This window comes from Pseudomonas sp. UBA6323 (assembly GCF_002439135.1).
In the GTDB taxonomy this organism is placed as follows: domain Bacteria; phylum Pseudomonadota; class Gammaproteobacteria; order Pseudomonadales; family Pseudomonadaceae; genus Aquipseudomonas.
On the sequence record NZ_DJSX01000059.1, the window covers coordinates 63,068 to 79,370 of the forward strand.

Sequence of the window (16,303 nt, forward strand, 5' to 3'; positions counted from 1 at the left end):
CTTCGCCTCCAAAACTTCGCATGCCGCCGGGCGGGCCGACAGCGGATCAATTCACTGCACGCTTACGCGTAAGCGGTAACCCGGGTTTCGATCTCGGGCGACTGCTGCTCCAGAAAGAACTTGCGCAGCAGGTTCTGGGCAGTGAGCAGGCGGTATTCCTTGCTGGCGCGGAAATCCGACAGCGGGGTGAAGTCCTCGCCCAGCGCTTCGCAGGCGCGTTCGATCACGCCGGGATACCAGGCCGAGCCGACCAGGGCCGCTTCGCAGGCGCTGGCGCGTTTGGGGATGGCGGCCATACCGCCGAAGGCGATGCGCGCGTCTGTCACCAAGCCGTCGACGATGGTCAGGTTGAAGGCCGCGCAGACGGCGGAGATGTCGTCGTCCAGGCGCTTGGACACCTTGTAGGCACGGAACGCCTGGTTGGCCTGCTTGCGCGGCACGATGATCTTCTCGATAAATTCGGCTTCCTGGCGCGCGGTCACCTTGTAGTCGAGGAAGTAGTCCTGCAGCGGCAGGATGCGTCGGGTGTTGCCCTGGCGCAGGGCGATCTGCGCGCCGAGGGCGATCAGCAGCGGCGGGGCGTCGCCGATGGGCGAGGCGTTTCCGATGTTGCCGCCCAGGGTGCCCTGGTTGCGGATCTGCAGCGAGGCGAAGCGGTGCAGCAGCTCGCCGAAGTCCGGGTATTCGCGTGACAGCGCTTCGTAGCAGTCGGACAGCGCCGCGGCAGCACCGATCTCGATGGCGCTGTCGGTCACTTCGATGCGCTTCATGTCCTCGATATGGCCGACGTAGATCATCACCGGCAGCTCGCGATGGAACTGGGTGACCTCCAGGGCCAGGTCGGTGCCGCCAGCCAGCAGACGCGCCTCCGGATTGGCGGTGTAGAGATCGGCTAGGTCAGCTACGGTCAGTGGCACCAGGCAGCGCTTGTCGCCGCTATTGAGCTCGGCCGTCTCGCGCGGAGCGATGGTCTTGAGGCGGGCCACGGTATCGCTTTCGAAGGCATCGAACTGGTCCGGCTGTTTCTGGCAGCAGGCCTGCTCGGCGGCGTCGATGATCGGGCGGTAGCCGGTGCAGCGGCACAGGTTGCCAGCCAGAGCCTCCATGGTTTGGCCTTTGTCATAGCCCGTGGAGTTCTTCTGCAGGGCAAACAGCGACATGATGAAGCCAGGGGTGCAGAAGCCACATTGCGAGCCGTGGCAGTCGACCATCGCCTGCTGCACGCTGTGCAGCTTGCCCTGGTGCTTGAGGTCTTCGACGGTGATCAGCTGCTTGCCGTGCAGGCTGGAGACGAAGGTCAGGCAGGAATTGAGGGTGCGATAGCGTACGCGGTCGCCGTCGAGCTCGCCCACCACCACGGTGCAGGCACCGCAGTCGCCGGAGGCGCAGCCTTCCTTGGTTCCGGTTTTGCCGACGTACTCACGCAGGTAGTTGAGCACGGTGACGTTGGGGTCCAGGGCATGCTCTGTGCGCAGCTCCCGGTTGAGTAAAAACTGGATCAAGGACGACCTCCAGGCACTTTATTGTTATGAATCGGTGGCTCGCCGGGTACTGAGCACGCGTTGCAAGGCCCGGACGTGTTTGGCCATGGAGGCAATCTAAGGTTTTCTGACTTTTGGGTCAACAAATATTTGACTTGAAAGTCAGCTGTTTTAATGCTGCTTGGTAATCAGCCGAACAGCCTTGAGTATGCCCCCGGATTTACGCCTTTGCGCCCGTTGACTGGCGAGGGATCGTACATTGACGGCACGTGCTCCCTTTTGGCCGCCGTGCACATCGCAGCGCGTACGGGAGGACGCTTGGCCCGGTAGCGCCCTGTGTTACACTTCGCGCTTGTTTTTTCAGCCTCCACCCAGCCGTGGCGGGGCTCCCAGACTCGACTGCCTGCCCCTGGATCGACGCAAATAAGGAATGTCATGACGTTCAAGGCCCCGGACAGCCTCGCCGAGCAAATCGCCCGCTACCTGGCCGAACGCATCATTCGCGGTGAGCTCAAGGAGCGCGAACGCATTCAGGAGCAGAAAGTCACCCAGGCGCTGAACGTCAGCCGTGGTTCGGTGCGCGAAGCGCTGCTGATTCTCGAGCGCCGCCACCTGATCGTGATCCTGCCGCGCCGCGGCGCCCAGGTCAGCGAACTGACTGCGCACCACGTCACCAGCCTTTATGCACTGAGCATCGAGTTGTACATCATGCTGGCCCGCGCGGTGATCGAGCGCTGGCAGACGGAAACCGACCTGACGCCCTTCATCGACATCCAGCGCCGCCTGCAGGACAGCCTCGAGCGCGGCGATATCGGTGCCTTCGTCGATAACAGCTTCGATGTGATGCGTGCGGCTTTTCCTTTCGCTGACAATCCTTACCTGCAGGAAACCCTGGAGAATCTGCTGCCGGCCATCAGCCGCACCTACCACCTGGCGCTGGAACGGCGCAAAGGTGAGATGGGCCAGTTCATGAACACCTTCGCCAGCCTGCTGCAGGCAATTATCGCGCGCGACCCCGTGCGTGCCCGCGAGGTGCTGCAGGCCTATGGCGAGCACAATTGCCAGCTGGTGCTGGCGACCCTGGCCGAGCGTTAAGCCCAGATGCGCCTGAAGAGCATCAAGCTGGCGGGCTTCAAGTCCTTCGTCGACCCGACGACGGTGAGCTTTCCCAGCAACATGGCGGCGGTGGTCGGCCCCAACGGTTGCGGCAAGTCGAACATCATCGATGCCGTGCGCTGGGTGATGGGCGAAAGCTCGGCGAAGAACCTGCGTGGCGAGTCGATGACCGACGTCATCTTCAACGGCTCCAACACGCGTAAGCCGGTGACCCAGGCCTCCATCGAGCTGATCTTCGACAACAGCGACAACTCGCTGGTGGGCGAGTACGCCGCCTTTGCCGAGATTTCCATCCGCCGCCGGGTGACCCGCGACGGGCAGAACACCTATTTCCTCAATGGCACCAAGTGTCGGCGCCGCGATATCACCGACATCTTCCTCGGCACCGGCCTGGGGCCGCGCAGCTACTCGATCATCGAGCAGGGCATGATCAGCAAGCTGATCGAGGCCAAGCCCGAGGAGCTGCGCAACTTCATCGAGGAAGCCGCCGGCATCTCCAAGTACAAGGAGCGCCGCCGCGAGACCGAGAACCGCATCCGCCGCACCCAGGAAAACCTGGCGCGCCTGACCGACCTGCGCGAGGAGCTGGAGCGCCAGCTCGAACGTCTGCACCGGCAGGCCCAGGCGGCGGAGAAATATCAGGAATACAAGGCCGAGGAGCGTCAGCTCAAGGCCCAGCTGCTCGCCCTGCGCTGGCAGACCCTGAACCAGCAGGTCGGCAGTCGCGAGCAGGTGATCGGCGACCAGGAAGTCGCTTTCGAGGCCCTGGTGGCCGAGCAGCGCAGCGCCGATGCTGCCATCGAGCGCCTGCGCGACGGTCATCACGAGCTCTCAGAGCGTTTCAACCTGGTGCAGGGGCGCTTCTATTCGGTCGGTGGCGATATCGCCCGCGTCGAGCAGAGCATCCAGCATGGCCAGCAGCGCTTGCGCCAGTTACAGGACGACCTGCGCGAGGCAGAAAAGGCGCGCCTGGAAACCGAATCGCACCTCGGCCACGACCGCACGCTGCTGGCCACTCTGGGCGAGGAACTGGAAATGCTCCTGCCCGAGCAGGAAATGACCGCAGCGGCAGCCGAGGAATCCGCCGCCAGCCTGGAAGAGGCCGAAACCGGCACGCACGGCTGGCAGGAGCAGTGGGACGGCTTCAACCAGCGCAGCGCCGAACCGCGTCGTCAGGCCGAAGTGCAGCAGTCGCGCATCGCCCAGCTGGAGCAGAGCCTGGAGCGCCTGGCTGAACGCCAGCGCCGTCTGAATGAAGAATTGCAGCAACTGGCGGCCGACCCGGAAGACGCCGCCATTCTCGAACTGAACGAACAGCTTGCCGCCGGCGAGCTGGAACACGAAGCGCTGCAGCTGGCTGAAGAACAGCAGGCCGAGCGCCTGCAGCAACTGCGCGAGGACCTGCAGCAAGCCGGCCAGGCCCAGCAGCAGGCGCAAGGTGAGCTGCAACGCCTGAGCGGCCGCCTGGCGTCGCTGGAGGCGCTGCAACAGGCTGCCCTCGATCCGGGGCAGGGCGCAGGCGACTGGCTGCGCGAGCAGAACCTGCTGCAGCGTCCACGCCTGGCCGAAGGCCTGCGCGTCGAGTCCGGCTGGGAGCTGGCGGTCGAGACCGTGCTCGGGGCTGACCTGCAAGCTGTGCTGCTGGATGATTTCGCCGGCCTGGATTTCTCTGCGCTGGAGCAGGGCGAGCTGCGTTTGGCCAGCCCCGCCAGTGGCGGCGCCCGACGCGCCGGCAGCCTGCTGGACAAGATCGAGTCGAGCCACGACCTGTCGCCCTGGCTGGCCGGCGTGCGCCCGATGGAGTCGCTGGAGCAGGCACTGGCGGCCCGCGCGCAACTGGCCGAAGGCGAAAGCCTGATCAGCCGCGATGGCTACTGGGTCGGCCGGCATTTTCTGCGCGTGCGTCGTGCTGCCGAAGCCGACAGCGGCGTGTTGGCTCGTGGCCAGGAGCTGGAGCGCCTGCAACTTGAGCGCGAGGAGCGCGAAGCGGCCCTGGCGCAACTGGATGAACGCCTGCTGGCGCTGCGCGACCAACAGCGTCTTCAGGAAGAGCAGCGCGAGCAGCAGCGCCGTCAGGGACAGGTGCTCGCGCGGCAGCTGGCCGAGCTGAAGGCGCAGCTGTCCGCCAGCCAGGCCAAGGCCGAGCAGTTGGGCCTGCGCCGTCGTGGTCTGCAGGACGAGCTGCAGGAAGCGGCCGAGCAGCGCGAGATCGAGCAGGAACAACTGGGTGAATCGCGCCTGCAACTGCAGGACGCGCTGGACGCCATGGCCCTGGATAACGAGCAGCGCGAAAGCCTGCTGGCCAGCCGCGACAGCCTGCGCGAGCGCCTCGATCGTGTGCGCCAGGAAGCCCGCCAGCACAAGGATCATGCGCACCAGTTGGCGGTGCGGGTCGGCTCGCTCAAGGCGCAGCACGACTCCACTCGCCAGGCGCTGGAGCGCCTGGAGATGCAGGCCGAGCGTCTGCACGAAAGACGCGAGCAACTGTCGCTGAATCTGGAAGAGGGCGAGGCGCCGCTGGAAGAGCTGCGCATCAAGCTCGAAGAGTTGCTAGAACGGCGCATGGCGGTGGACGACGAGCTGCGTCAGGCGCGCCTGGCGCTGGAAGATGCCGACCGCGAATTGCGTGACGCCGAGAAACGCCGCACCCAGGCCGAGCAGCAGGCGCAATTGCTGCGCAGCCAGCTGGAGCAGCAGCGCATGGACTGGCAGTCGCTCAATGTGCGGCGCAAGGCCCTGGCCGACCAGCTCGCCGAGGACAACTACGACCTGCACGGGGTGATCGCCACCTTGCCGGCCGAAGCCAGCGAGAGCGCCTGGGAAGAGGAGCTGGAGCGCGTGGCCGCGCGTATCGCCCGTCTCGGGCCGATCAACCTGGCCGCCATCGACGAGTACCAGCAGCAGTCCGAGCGCAAGCGCTACCTGGATGCGCAGGACGCTGACCTGGTCGAAGCGCTGGAAACCCTGGAGAACGTCATCCGCAAGATCGACAAGGAAACGCGCAACCGTTTCAAGGACACCTTCGATCAGATCAATGGCGGTTTGCAGGCACTCTTTCCAAAAGTTTTCGGTGGCGGCAGCGCTTATTTGGAACTCACCGGCGAAGATTTACTCGATACCGGTGTAACCATCATGGCGCGGCCACCGGGCAAGAAGAACAGCACCATTCATTTGCTCTCCGGTGGAGAGAAGGCGTTGACCGCCTTGGCGCTGGTGTTTTCCATCTTCCAGCTCAATCCGGCGCCTTTCTGCATGTTGGACGAAGTGGATGCACCGCTGGACGATGCCAACGTCGGGCGCTATGCGCGACTGGTCAAGGAAATGTCGGCAACGGTGCAGTTCATCTATATCACCCACAACAAGATCGCCATGGAAATGGCCGATCAATTGATGGGGGTCACCATGCACGAGCCGGGCTGCTCGCGTCTGGTGGCAGTGGATGTCGAGGAGGCGCTGGCGATGGTGGAGGCGTGATGGCAGAGCGCCGTGGGATTAACTGAATATAGGCACAACCTTATGTTGCTCCCTGTGTAAAGTTGCCTTTCGTCGTGCTAGCTTATTGCCCACTTTTGTTACACGCGGCAAACGTCAGATAGAACATGAAGTTGGCGCCGCGTTTTATAGTCGAGTTGTGATCCGATTGATTGGATCTTTTTTTCACCAGAATTGTTAAGGGTCAGGTATTTCATGGAATTCGGTCTGCGCGAGTGGCTGATCGTTATTGGCATCATCGTTATCGCTGGCATTCTTTTCGACGGCTGGCGCCGTATGCGCGGAGGCAAGGGCAAACTCAGATTCAAGCTCGATCGCAGCTTCGCCAACATGCCGGACGATGACAGTGATCCGGACCTGCTCAGCCCGCCGCGTGTGGTCAATCGCGACCACGAACCGCAGCTTGATGAAGAAGACCTGCCGTCGATGAGTGCCAAGGACCTGCCGCGCCGCTCGCGCAACGAGCCGCAGCAGGGTGACCTCAACCTGGCAGTCGACGAGCCGGTACCGACCTTGCTCAACCCGGTCGATGAGGTCGAGCCGAGAGAGCCGAAGAAGCCTGCCAAGCCAGCTGTCGATGCCGCGCCGGTGGAAGAAGTGCTGGTGATCAACGTGGTCGCCCGTGACGACTTCGGCTTCAAAGGCCCGGCGCTGCTGCAGAACATTCTGGAAAGCGGTCTGCGTTTCGGCGAGATGGACATCTTCCACCGCCACGAGAGCATGGCCGGCAACGGCGAGGTGCTGTTTTCCATGGCCAACGCGCTCAAGCCTGGCACCTTCGATCTGGACGATATCGAAGGTTTCAGCACCCGCGCGGTGAGCTTCTTCCTCAGCCTGCCTGGCCCGCGTCATCCCAAGCAGGCCTTCGACGTCATGGTCGCTGCTGCACGCAAGCTGGCCCACGAACTGGGCGGCGAACTGAAGGACGACCAGCGCAGCGTGATGACCGCGCAGACCATCGAACACTACCGCCAGCGCATCGTCGAGTTCGAGCGCCGGCAGCTGACCCAGAAACGCTAACAGCAGCGGCAAGCTGCAAGCCTCAAGCTGCAAGCCACGCGCTTGGCTTGAGGCTTTTTTGTTCTTGCCGCTTGGAGCTTGTCGCTTGAGGCTTATGTGATGACCGACGCCGCCCAACGTATTTCCGAACTGCGCCACGAACTGGACGCGCACAACTACCGTTACTACGTGCTGGACGAGCCGAGCGTGCCCGATGCCGAGTACGACCGCCTGTTCCGCGAGCTGCAGGCGCTGGAGGCCGAGCATCCGGAACTGGTAACGCCCGAGTCGCCGACCCAGCGCGTCGGCGGTGAAGCCCTCAGCGCCTTCGGCGAGGTGCGTCACGAAGTACCGATGCTCAGTCTGGGCAACGCCTTTGAGGAAGACGACCTGCGTGCCTTCGACCGCAGTGTGCAGACCGGCCTTGGCGTGCAGGGCGGTGATCTGTTCGGCGGTGGCGCCGAGATCGATTACAGCTGCGAACCCAAACTCGACGGCCTGGCCGTCAGCCTGCGCTACGAGAACGGCCAACTGGTGCGCGGCGCCACGCGCGGCGACGGCAGCACCGGCGAGGACATCACCAGCAACGTGCGCACCATCCGCAACGTGCCGCTCAAGTTGCAGGGCGAGGGCTGGCCGCAGGTGCTGGAAGTGCGTGGTGAGGTGTTCATGCCCAAGTCCGGCTTCGAGGTACTCAATGCGCGGCAGGCCGAGATTGGCGGCAAGACCTTCGCCAACCCGCGCAACGCCGCTGCCGGCAGCCTGCGTCAGCTCGATCCGAAGATCACTGCCAGCCGCCCACTGGAGTTCTGCTGCTATGGCGTCGGCCAGGTCAGCGGTGAGCTGCCGGGCACCCAGGTGGCCATGCTGAAGCAACTTAAGGCCTGGGGCGTGCCTGTCAGTCGCGAACTGAAGCTGGCCAAAGGCGTCGAGGCCTGCCTGGACTACTACCGCGATATTGGTGAGCGGCGCATGAGTCTGGCGTATGACATCGATGGCGTGGTGTTCAAGGTCAACAATATCGAGGACCAGCAACAGCTGGGCTTCCGCGCGCGTACGCCGCACTGGGCCATCGCCCACAAGTTTCCCGCGCAGGAAGAACTCACCGAGTTGCTCGATGTGGAATTTCAGGTTGGCCGTACCGGTGCGGTGACGCCGGTGGCACGTTTGAATCCGGTCAAGGTGGCGGGCGTGATGGTGGCCAATGCCACCCTGCACAACATGGACGAGGTGGCGCGCCTGGGCGTGATGATCGGCGATACGGTGATCATTCGACGCGCTGGCGACGTGATTCCACAGGTGATGGCCGTGGTACCCGAGCGTCGCCCGGAAAACGCGCGTCCGGTGCACATTCCCGAGCAATGCCCGGTGTGCGGTTCAGCAGTGGAACGCACGCAACTGATCAAGCGCAGTAAGGGTAAGGAGTCGCTCAGCGAAGGTTCGGTATACCGCTGCGTCGGTCGCCTGAGCTGTCAGGCTCAGCTCAAGCAGGCCATCATCCACTTCGTCTCGCGCCGCGCCATGGATATCGACGGCCTCGGCGACAAGACCATCGAGCAATTGGTGGACGAGAAGCTGATCGGCTCGCCGGCCGACCTGTACAAGCTGACCTTCGATCAGATCATCGGTCTGGAAGGCTTTGCCGAGGTCTCCAGCAACAAGCTGCTGGCGGCCATCGAGGCCAGCAAGCGACCGACCTTGGCGCGCTTCATCTATGCCCTTGGCATCCCTGATGTAGGCGAGGAAACCGCCAAGGTACTGGCGCGTTCGCTAGCCTCGCTGCAGCGCGTGCGCCAGGCACTGCCGCAGGTGCTGACCTATCTGCCGGACATCGGTCTGGAAGTTGCGCACGAGATCCATAGCTTCTTCGAGGATGAACACAACCAGCAGGTGATCAGCGCCCTGCTGGGCGAATGCGGTCTTGAGTTGCAGGAAGAGGGTGAATTGAGCGCCGAATTCTCGGCCGTCGCCACGCTTGGCGGTATGCTCGACAAGCTGAACATCCCAACCGTCGGACCCGGTGCCGCGCAGAAGCTGGCGGAGCGTTTCGGCAGTCTGGAAGGCGTGCTTGGCGGCGACTGGCTGGATATGCGTCAGGCGCTACCGGAGAGGCAGGCCAAGGCCGTACGCGAGTTCTTCGACAATGCAAGCCATGCCCAACTCGCACGCGCTGTCGAACAGCAACTGCGTGAGTTCGGCATGCACTGGGAAAGCGAGAAGAAGGTTGCCGAGGGTCTGCCGCTGGCCGGTCAGACCTGGGTGCTGACCGGCACGCTGGAAGTGATGAGCCGCGACGTGGCCAAGGAAAAACTGGAAAGCCTGGGTGCCAAGGTGGCCGGCTCGGTCTCGGCCAAGACCCATTGTGTGGTGGCTGGCCCCGGTGCCGGCTCGAAGCTGGCCAAGGCCAGCGAGCTGGGGGTTAAGGTGCTGGACGAAGCGCAGTTCCTTGACAAGCTTAGGGCGTTGGGCATCGAGGCCTAGCGCGCTGCTGTTTGCGAGCAGAGCTCGCTCCTGGAGAGGGTGCGAGGACGCGCCATCGCGAATAAATTCGCTCCTACAGAGAACGGCGAAGGCGCGCCGTTTATGTAGGAGCGGCTTCAGCCGCGAAGCTGTCAGCATATGGCCCGGATGTGCGCCGTGCGAGCCGCTCAGTCACCGCCGGATTGAGTTCTGCTTACTGTAGGAGCGAATTTATTCGCGATTCTGGATTGATCCATCGCGAATAAATTCGCTCCTACAGATAACGCTGCAGACGCACCGCTCATGTAGGAGCGGCTTCAGCCGCGAAGCTGTCAGCATATGGCCGGACGTGCGCCGTGCGAGCCGCTCAATCACCGCCAGATTGAGTTCGGCTTACTGTAGGAGCGAATTTATTCGCGATTCTGTACTGATCCATCACGATTGAATTCGCGCCTACAGGCGGGCATGTATTCGCTTAGCCAGCGAAGCGCTGATCCAGATAGGCGATGATCGCCTTGGACTCGTACAGCCAGGTGCTCTGTCCGTTTTCTTCGATGCGCAGGCACGGCACTTTGATGCGCCCGCCTTGGCGCTCCAGGGCCTGGCGATGCTCGGCATCGTTCTTGGCATCGCGCAGTTGCACCGGCAGGTTGAGGCGGTGCAGGGTACGCCGCACCTTGACGCAAAACGGGCAGGCCTGGAACTGGTACAGCGCCAGGCCGGCCGTGGCGCGCTCGACTTCAGCTTGCGCCTCGGGGCTGCGCTTGAGCTTGCGCGGGCGGCTGATCCAGTCGCCGAACACGACCAGCTGGCCCAGGCCGATACGAAGGGCTTTGAGCAACATCTTTCTAACTCCTGAACGGCACGCCGCGAGCGGTACGCCAAACGTTGAAGATCTTGTGTCCTGACTGTCCGACGCTTAGCGCCGAGAGAAAAGGGTGTCAGGAAGGCGTCGCAGGGCGACTCTCACGGCAATGTGATGACGACCATTCACCGAAGTGAGCGGCCGTCGTCTTGAGCGGGAATCAGCGAACCAGATTGAGGAATTCGCCGCGGGTCGCCGGGTTGCTGCGAAATTCGCCGAGCATCACCGAGGTGACCATGGAGGAATTCTGCTTTTCCACGCCGCGCATCATCATGCACATATGCTGTGCTTCGATGACCACAGCTACGCCGAGCGCACCTGTGACCTGTTCGACCGCTTCGGCGATCTGCCGGCTGAGGTTTTCCTGGATCTGCAGGCGGCGTGCATACATGTCGACGATGCGCGCGACCTTGGACAGGCCAAGTACCTTGCCGTTGGGAAGGTAGGCCACGTGAGCTTTGCCGATGAATGGCAGCAGGTGATGCTCGCACAGCGAGTACAGCTCGATGTTCTTGACCAGCACCATTTCGCTGTTGTCGGAGCTGAACAGCGCGCCATTGGTGACTTCTTCCAATGTCTGCTGGTAGCCGCGGCAAAGGTACTGCATGGCCTTGGCGGCACGCTTGGGCGTGTCCAGCAGACCTTCGCGGGAGGCGTCTTCGCCGAGCTGGCCGAGGATGGCGGTGTAGTGTTGTTCCAGGGACATGGAAAATCCTGTTGGGTGTCGAATGGGCGCAGGGTAGGGCGCCATTATGAGCCTGACAAGAGTGTCAGGCGTCTATGCGCGTTTCGTCACTCGTCGCGACCATCCATCATGGTGCGCTTGAGGATGATGTACACCGCGCCGGTGCCGCCGTGCTTGGCCAGGCAGGAGCTGAAACCCAGCACCTGCGGGTGCTGGCGTAACCAGGTGTTGACGTGGCTCTTGATCATCGGCTTGCGCCCGTCCATGCGTACCGCCTTGCCGTGGGTGACGCGCACGCAGCGAATCTCCAGCTTGGTGGCTTCGGCGAGAAACTCCCAGAGCGTGTCGCGCGCTTTCTCGACGCTCATGCCGTGCAGATCGAGGCTACCGTCGAACGGAATCTGGCCAAGCTTGAGCTTGCGCATCTGGCCTTCCTGCATGCCGTTGGCAGCCCAGTACAGGGCGTCCTCGGCGCCGACGTCGATGACGAACTGGTCGGACAGGCCATCCACCTTGATTTCGCCCTGGCTGACAGTCGCCGCCTGGCGCAAGGTATTGAACTGCTTGCGATCGGGTTTGGGTTTGCCGGTGTCGGCGCGGTCGTGCTTGAGCGGCTTGACGCCGCGCAGCTCGGCCTGGAACAGGGAAAAGTCGTCGTCTTGCATCGGTGGCTCCGCGAAACAGACGCGTATTTTATGGCCTGTCATCCCGGCGGGCCATCGTTGCGCGACGTTAAACGCCGATTGGGGCCAATTTCTCTGTTGCCTGCGGTCGGTCAGTCGCGTTTTTTCTTCAGCGAGGGTGACAGGCTCAGGTCGCTGGGTCGCCGTAGACGTCGGCGGCAGCGGCGCCAGAAGGCGATGCCGGCCCACAGCAGGAACAGGCCGAGCAGCAGCAGGACGATGGCTTCGCCCGTGGAGTCGTTGAGCGTACCCAGCACCGGAGCACGGCCTGCCAGCGATGCTACGCCGGCCATCGACAGAAGGATGCCGAAGGCGGCGAGCAGGGCACCCAGGCCGGCACCGATACGCAGGCGCCAGTGTTTAGGCTGGCGCGGACGCAGGCGGCGTGCATCGAAGTCGTCGGACAGCTTCATTCCGATTTCCTTTGGCTTATCGGCGGTATGACCGGCCGGTTTCGCTGGGGTTCCGCAGCGCTGTCGGTCTTCGACTGGAAAGTCAGATCAGCGACTTGGCTTGCGGCACGAGGGTGGCGAAGTTGTCACCGAGGGCGATCATCTCGATGCGGTGGACCTCGGCGGCGTCAATCACGCTGCCGTCCGGGGCAGGTAGATCACGGGTGGCGCAGGCGGCGTCGACCAGGGTACAGCGATAACCATAGTCCTTGGCGGCGCGTACCGTGGTGCTGACGCTGGAGTGGGTCATGAAGCCGCAGACGATCAGGTCGAGATGGCCGAGGGCCTGCAGGCGATCATGCAGTTCGGTACCGGCGAAGGCGTTGGGCAGGCGTTTTTCCACGACGATTTCGCCGGCCAGTGGCGCTGCCTCCGGCAGATGACGACCGCGTGAGCCGCTGGGGTCGAGCAGGCCTCCGGGAATGCCGAGGTGCTTGACGTGGACAATGTGGGTGCCGGCTGCGCGGGCGGCGGCCAGCAGGCTGGCGATCTCTGCCAGTGCAGGGTCCAGGCCGGGAAGTGCCAGTACGCCGCTGCGGTACTCTTCCTGGGCATCGATGATCAGCAAGGTCGCATTGCTCAGGCTGGCCGGTGCGTGGCCACGACCGGTGAGCTGGAACATGGTTTGCGGATGGGACATCTCGGGCTCCTGGCTGATGGTGATGATGTGCCATTGTCCGCTTGCCAGAGCGGTCTGTGAACCTCTATCTGCGCCAATGCTTGCTCGGTGCATCGCGCCGGAGCAGAATCGGAACTGCCCTGAAGGAGTTGGGGTCGTACGCAAAAGGAGTCGCCATGTCGCTTTTGTCGCAGTTGTCCCCGCATTTCTGGCTTTTGTTCTCCATCGCCGTTTCGGTCGCCGTGCTGCGCGAGTTGCGCCGCCCCGACGAGGACGTGGCGCGCAAGAAGCAAAAAGGTTCGTGAGCACTCGTTAACCCATCGTTCATGCGCTGGCTACCGCCCTGGGCTAAACTTCCGCACTTTTCATTCGGAGGCCGCCCGTGACCGCTCTCACTGCCCGTTTACGCACCTTGCGTGATTACATCCGCTGGGCTGTCAGCCGTTTTCAGGCCGAGCAACTGTTCTTCGGCCACGGCACCGACAACGCCTGGGACGAGGCGCGCCAACTGGTGCTCGGTGCGCTGCACCTGCCCTGGGAAATCTCCGACGCCTACCTCGATTGCCGCCTGGAAGACGACGAGCATGCCCACCTGCAGGCACTGCTCAAGCGCCGCATTGAAGAGCGCGTTCCTACTGCCTACCTGCTGGGCGAAGCCTGGTTCTGCGGCTTGCCCTTTGTGGTCGATGAGCGCGTGCTGGTACCGCGCTCGCCAATCGCCGAGTTGATCGATTGCCACTTCTCTCCGTGGCTGCCTGCCGAGCCTGCGCGCATTCTCGACCTGTGCACTGGCTCCGGCTGCATCGGCATCGCCTGCGCCTACGAATTCCCCGAAGCAGAAGTGGTGCTGGGCGACCTGTCGTTCGATGCGCTGGAGGTGGCCAACCTCAACATCGAGCGCCATGGCCTGGAGGAGCGCGTCTATTGCGTGCAGGGCGATGGTTTCGCCGAATTGCCTGGGCAGCGTTTCGATCTGATCGTGTCCAACCCACCTTATGTCGACGCCGAGGATTTCGCCGACATGCCGGCCGAGTATCAGCACGAACCGGCGATGGGGCTGGCCTGTGGCGCGGATGGCCTGGATCTGGTACGGCGCATGCTGGCCGAAGCGGCGGATCACCTGACCGAACGCGGCGTACTGATCGTCGAAGTGGGCAACAGCCAGGTGCATGTCGAGGCGCTGTACCCGGAAGTGGACTTCACCTGGCTGGACTTCCAGCGCGGCGGGCACGGCGTGTACCTGCTGGCGGCCAAGCAGTGCCGCGAGCATCAGGAGCTTTTTCGTTCGCGTGTGAAGGGCTGATCGGATTTTTTTTCGCGGCTGAAGCCGCTCCACAAAAAATCAGGCCCGGCAGCGGATGGATGTGGCTGCACGGCCTGTAGGAGCGGATTTATCCGCGAAAGGCGTCAGGCATATAAATCGTCATGATCGCGAATGAATTCGCTCCTACAGGGGGCGCGTAGTTGCGTAGGGTAGATGTCGCTTTTCACATCCACCACAACGGTGGATCGATAGAGCGCGATCCACCCTACGGGCTGTAGGAGCGGCTTCAGCCGCGATGAATCAGCGCGTGGCGATCCAGATCAGCAGCCCCGCCTGAAACAGGCTGAACGCCACCAGGCAGGTGATGGTGAAGCGCAGGCCGCTGTCTTCGCGCTTCAGGCGATCGACTCGGTCTTCCAGCTTGCGCAGTTTTACGTCCTGCTCCTGCAGTGTCTGGTCGGCCTGCTGCAGCATCGCGGCGGCGTCGAGCAGTTCGACGATCTGCACCTTTTCGGCGTGCCAGTCACCGTGCAGCGAGCTGACCCGCGGTGCGCTGTAGAAAGGTTTGAGCTGCAACGGGTCGCTGTACTCGATGGTGAAACCCTGCGCCTTCAGCGCGTGGTCTCGGCGAGCGCGAGCCGCCTCGTTGAAGTTGTCCTTGGTCGGCAGGGCGCCACCTTCCACCTGGTAGTGTGCGTAATGCTTGCGTGCCCAGGCGATGCCCTGGGCCATCAGGAAGCGCCCCAGGCCGCGATTGGCCGGCTCTACGCTCAGGCCCTTGTCCGGGCCGAAGCGCACCTCCTTGTTCTGATGGTCGGCCCAGACTTCCAACAGGTTGGTCTGACGATGCAGGCGCTGGCCGGGCACCTGGATGGTCAGGCGCAACAGGCTGGTGTCCTTGGCGTGCCGTTCTACCCGGCCGAGCTGGACGAAGCGCAGCGGCCTGGGCCCGGTTTCGCGGTCGACGGGCAGCGGCGCCAGACGCAGCAGGCTGAACTGCTCGGCTGGCAGATCAGACCAGGGATGCGGCGCAGCAGGCGTTTCGCCTGCAACTGCTTCGGCGTCGGCGGCTTGCGCCTGTGGGGCTGGATTTTCGCTCATGGGCGTCCTGTGTACTGTTCGGCGGCCTTCGATGCGTTATCGGCCGTTTTCCTCAGCACTGGAGCGAATAAAGGCGACGATCCGCTCGCCCAGCGCACGGGCCAAGGGTAGCTGTGGATCGTCATAGGACGCTACCTGTTCGTTCCAGGCCGCGGCTGTGATGCGCATGACATGGTTCATGCCGGGAATCAGCGCCAGCTCGGCGTCGGGCTTGGCCTGCTTGAGCACCTCGGCGTTGTCCGGGCTGACCTGGGCATCGTGGGTGCCCTGCACGATCAGCGCGGGAATCTGCAGTGCGGCGAAGTTCTCCGCCGGGTCCTGGCGCAGCAGGCTGATCAGGTAAGGCTGCACGCTGGGGCGGTAGACCACCTGCAACTCCTCCGGCACCTCGGGCTGCAGCTTGCCGCGGATCAGGTTGGCGAGAATGTGCCGGCTCTCGTCCAGTAACGGCTGTGGCAGGCGCATGGCCAGTTGCATGTCCAGCACCTGGCCGATGGGGTAGGCGGGGCCGGCAATCGAAACCAGTGCGTCGGCCTGGCCGGCAGGCGCGGCCAGGCTGGCGACCAGCGCGCCCTCGCTGTGACCGATGAGAATCAGCCGCTCGAAACGTGGATCGTCCCTGAGCAGCCTGGCCCAGCCTTCGGCATCGGCCACGTAGCGCTCGACGCTGAGGTCCTTTTCATTTGGCGTGGCGGCACGGCTGGCGGCCACGCCGCGCTTGTCGTAGCGCAGGCTGGCGATGCCATTGCGCGCCAAGACCTGGGCCAGCTTCTTCAGTGCATCGTTATGACCGCCCTCGGGATTGTTGCCATTGCGATCCGTGGGGCCGGAGCCGGCGATCAGAAGCGCCACCGGCACCGGCTTGTCGCTTTGCGGCACGAGCAGGCTGCCGTAGAGGGTGCCCTGGTCGGTGTCGAGGCTGATGGGCTGTTGGCGGGTGGTGCTGGCCTGGGCCAGGCCAATGATCAGGGTGAGGGACAAGAGCAGAGCTCGCAGCATGATGAGGGTAGGGTAGTGGCAGACTGGCATTGGACGCATCCGAACGAGCAAGGTTCGGGGTGAACTGCAAGTAGGTGGCAGGTATAC

Annotated in this window: 14 protein-coding genes; 6 read left to right on the forward strand and 8 right to left on the reverse strand. The window is 63.4% G+C overall.

Annotated features, from left to right (window positions below; translation table 11 throughout):
* Positions 1–62: 62 nt before the first annotated feature.
* Positions 63–1,502, reverse strand: a complete 1,440-nt coding sequence (gene xdhA / locus B3P22_RS13945; RefSeq protein WP_296271375.1) for a xanthine dehydrogenase small subunit — start codon at positions 1,500–1,502, stop codon at positions 63–65.
* A gap of 414 nt (positions 1,503–1,916) precedes the next feature.
* Between xdhA and B3P22_RS13950 the strand changes: the two genes are divergently transcribed.
* The 4 genes from B3P22_RS13950 to ligA all read left to right on the forward strand — a co-directional run bounded on the left by B3P22_RS13950 (position 1,917) and on the right by ligA (position 9,569).
* The gene (locus B3P22_RS13950) at positions 1,917–2,576 is read left to right on the forward strand and encodes a GntR family transcriptional regulator (RefSeq protein WP_296271376.1); all 660 of its coding nucleotides are present in this window, start codon (positions 1,917–1,919) and stop codon (positions 2,574–2,576) included.
* Positions 2,577–2,582: 6 nt separating this feature from the next.
* Positions 2,583–6,071 carry a chromosome segregation protein SMC gene (smc, locus tag B3P22_RS13955; RefSeq protein WP_296271377.1) on the forward strand — a complete coding sequence of 1,163 codons (3,489 nt, stop codon included), beginning with the start codon at positions 2,583–2,585 and terminating at the stop codon, positions 6,069–6,071.
* A gap of 213 nt (positions 6,072–6,284) precedes the next feature.
* On the forward strand, positions 6,285–7,109 hold the full coding sequence (gene zipA, locus B3P22_RS13960; RefSeq protein ID WP_296271378.1) for a cell division protein ZipA: 825 nt from the start codon (positions 6,285–6,287) through the stop codon (positions 7,107–7,109).
* A 99-nt stretch (positions 7,110–7,208) separates the two neighbouring features.
* Positions 7,209–9,569, forward strand: a complete 2,361-nt coding sequence (ligA, locus tag B3P22_RS13965; protein WP_162205236.1) for an NAD-dependent DNA ligase LigA — start codon at positions 7,209–7,211, stop codon at positions 9,567–9,569.
* A gap of 454 nt (positions 9,570–10,023) precedes the next feature.
* Here ligA and B3P22_RS13970 read toward each other — a convergent pair whose 3' ends face one another.
* From B3P22_RS13970 to B3P22_RS13990, 5 genes are all read right to left on the reverse strand, one after another.
* Positions 10,024–10,392 (reverse strand): glutathione S-transferase N-terminal domain-containing protein, encoded by a 369-nt coding sequence (locus tag B3P22_RS13970; protein ID WP_296271379.1) that lies wholly within the window; start codon positions 10,390–10,392, stop codon positions 10,024–10,026.
* A gap of 181 nt (positions 10,393–10,573) precedes the next feature.
* Positions 10,574–11,119: a GTP cyclohydrolase I FolE gene (folE, locus tag B3P22_RS13975; protein WP_197858260.1), complete on the reverse strand. Its 546-nt coding sequence runs from the start codon at positions 11,117–11,119 to the stop codon at positions 10,574–10,576.
* An 86-nt stretch (positions 11,120–11,205) separates the two neighbouring features.
* Positions 11,206–11,763 carry a Smr/MutS family protein gene (locus B3P22_RS13980; RefSeq protein ID WP_024307779.1) on the reverse strand — a complete coding sequence of 186 codons (558 nt, stop codon included), beginning with the start codon at positions 11,761–11,763 and terminating at the stop codon, positions 11,206–11,208.
* Positions 11,764–11,873: 110 nt separating this feature from the next.
* On the reverse strand, positions 11,874–12,194 hold the full coding sequence (locus B3P22_RS13985) for a hypothetical protein (RefSeq protein ID WP_197858262.1): 321 nt from the start codon (positions 12,192–12,194) through the stop codon (positions 11,874–11,876).
* An 82-nt stretch (positions 12,195–12,276) separates the two neighbouring features.
* Complete coding sequence (locus tag B3P22_RS13990) at positions 12,277–12,873, reverse strand: cysteine hydrolase family protein (RefSeq protein ID WP_296271380.1); 597 nt, start codon at positions 12,871–12,873, stop codon at positions 12,277–12,279.
* Between the two features lie 56 nt (positions 12,874–12,929).
* Between B3P22_RS13990 and B3P22_RS13995 the strand changes: the two genes are divergently transcribed.
* The gene (locus B3P22_RS13995) at positions 12,930–13,157 is read left to right on the forward strand and encodes a hypothetical protein (protein WP_296271381.1); all 228 of its coding nucleotides are present in this window, start codon (positions 12,930–12,932) and stop codon (positions 13,155–13,157) included.
* Between the two features lie 77 nt (positions 13,158–13,234).
* Positions 13,235–14,155 carry a 50S ribosomal protein L3 N(5)-glutamine methyltransferase gene (gene prmB, locus B3P22_RS14000; protein ID WP_296271382.1) on the forward strand — a complete coding sequence of 307 codons (921 nt, stop codon included), beginning with the start codon at positions 13,235–13,237 and terminating at the stop codon, positions 14,153–14,155.
* A gap of 261 nt (positions 14,156–14,416) precedes the next feature.
* Here the strand turns inward: prmB and B3P22_RS14005 are convergent, their stop codons facing one another.
* Complete coding sequence (locus B3P22_RS14005) at positions 14,417–15,217, reverse strand: hypothetical protein (RefSeq protein WP_296271383.1); 801 nt, start codon at positions 15,215–15,217, stop codon at positions 14,417–14,419.
* A 36-nt stretch (positions 15,218–15,253) separates the two neighbouring features.
* Entirely contained in the window at positions 15,254–16,246 is a 993-nt protein-coding gene (locus tag B3P22_RS14010; protein WP_296271384.1) for an alpha/beta hydrolase, read from the reverse strand.
* Positions 16,247–16,303 lie beyond the last annotated feature (57 nt).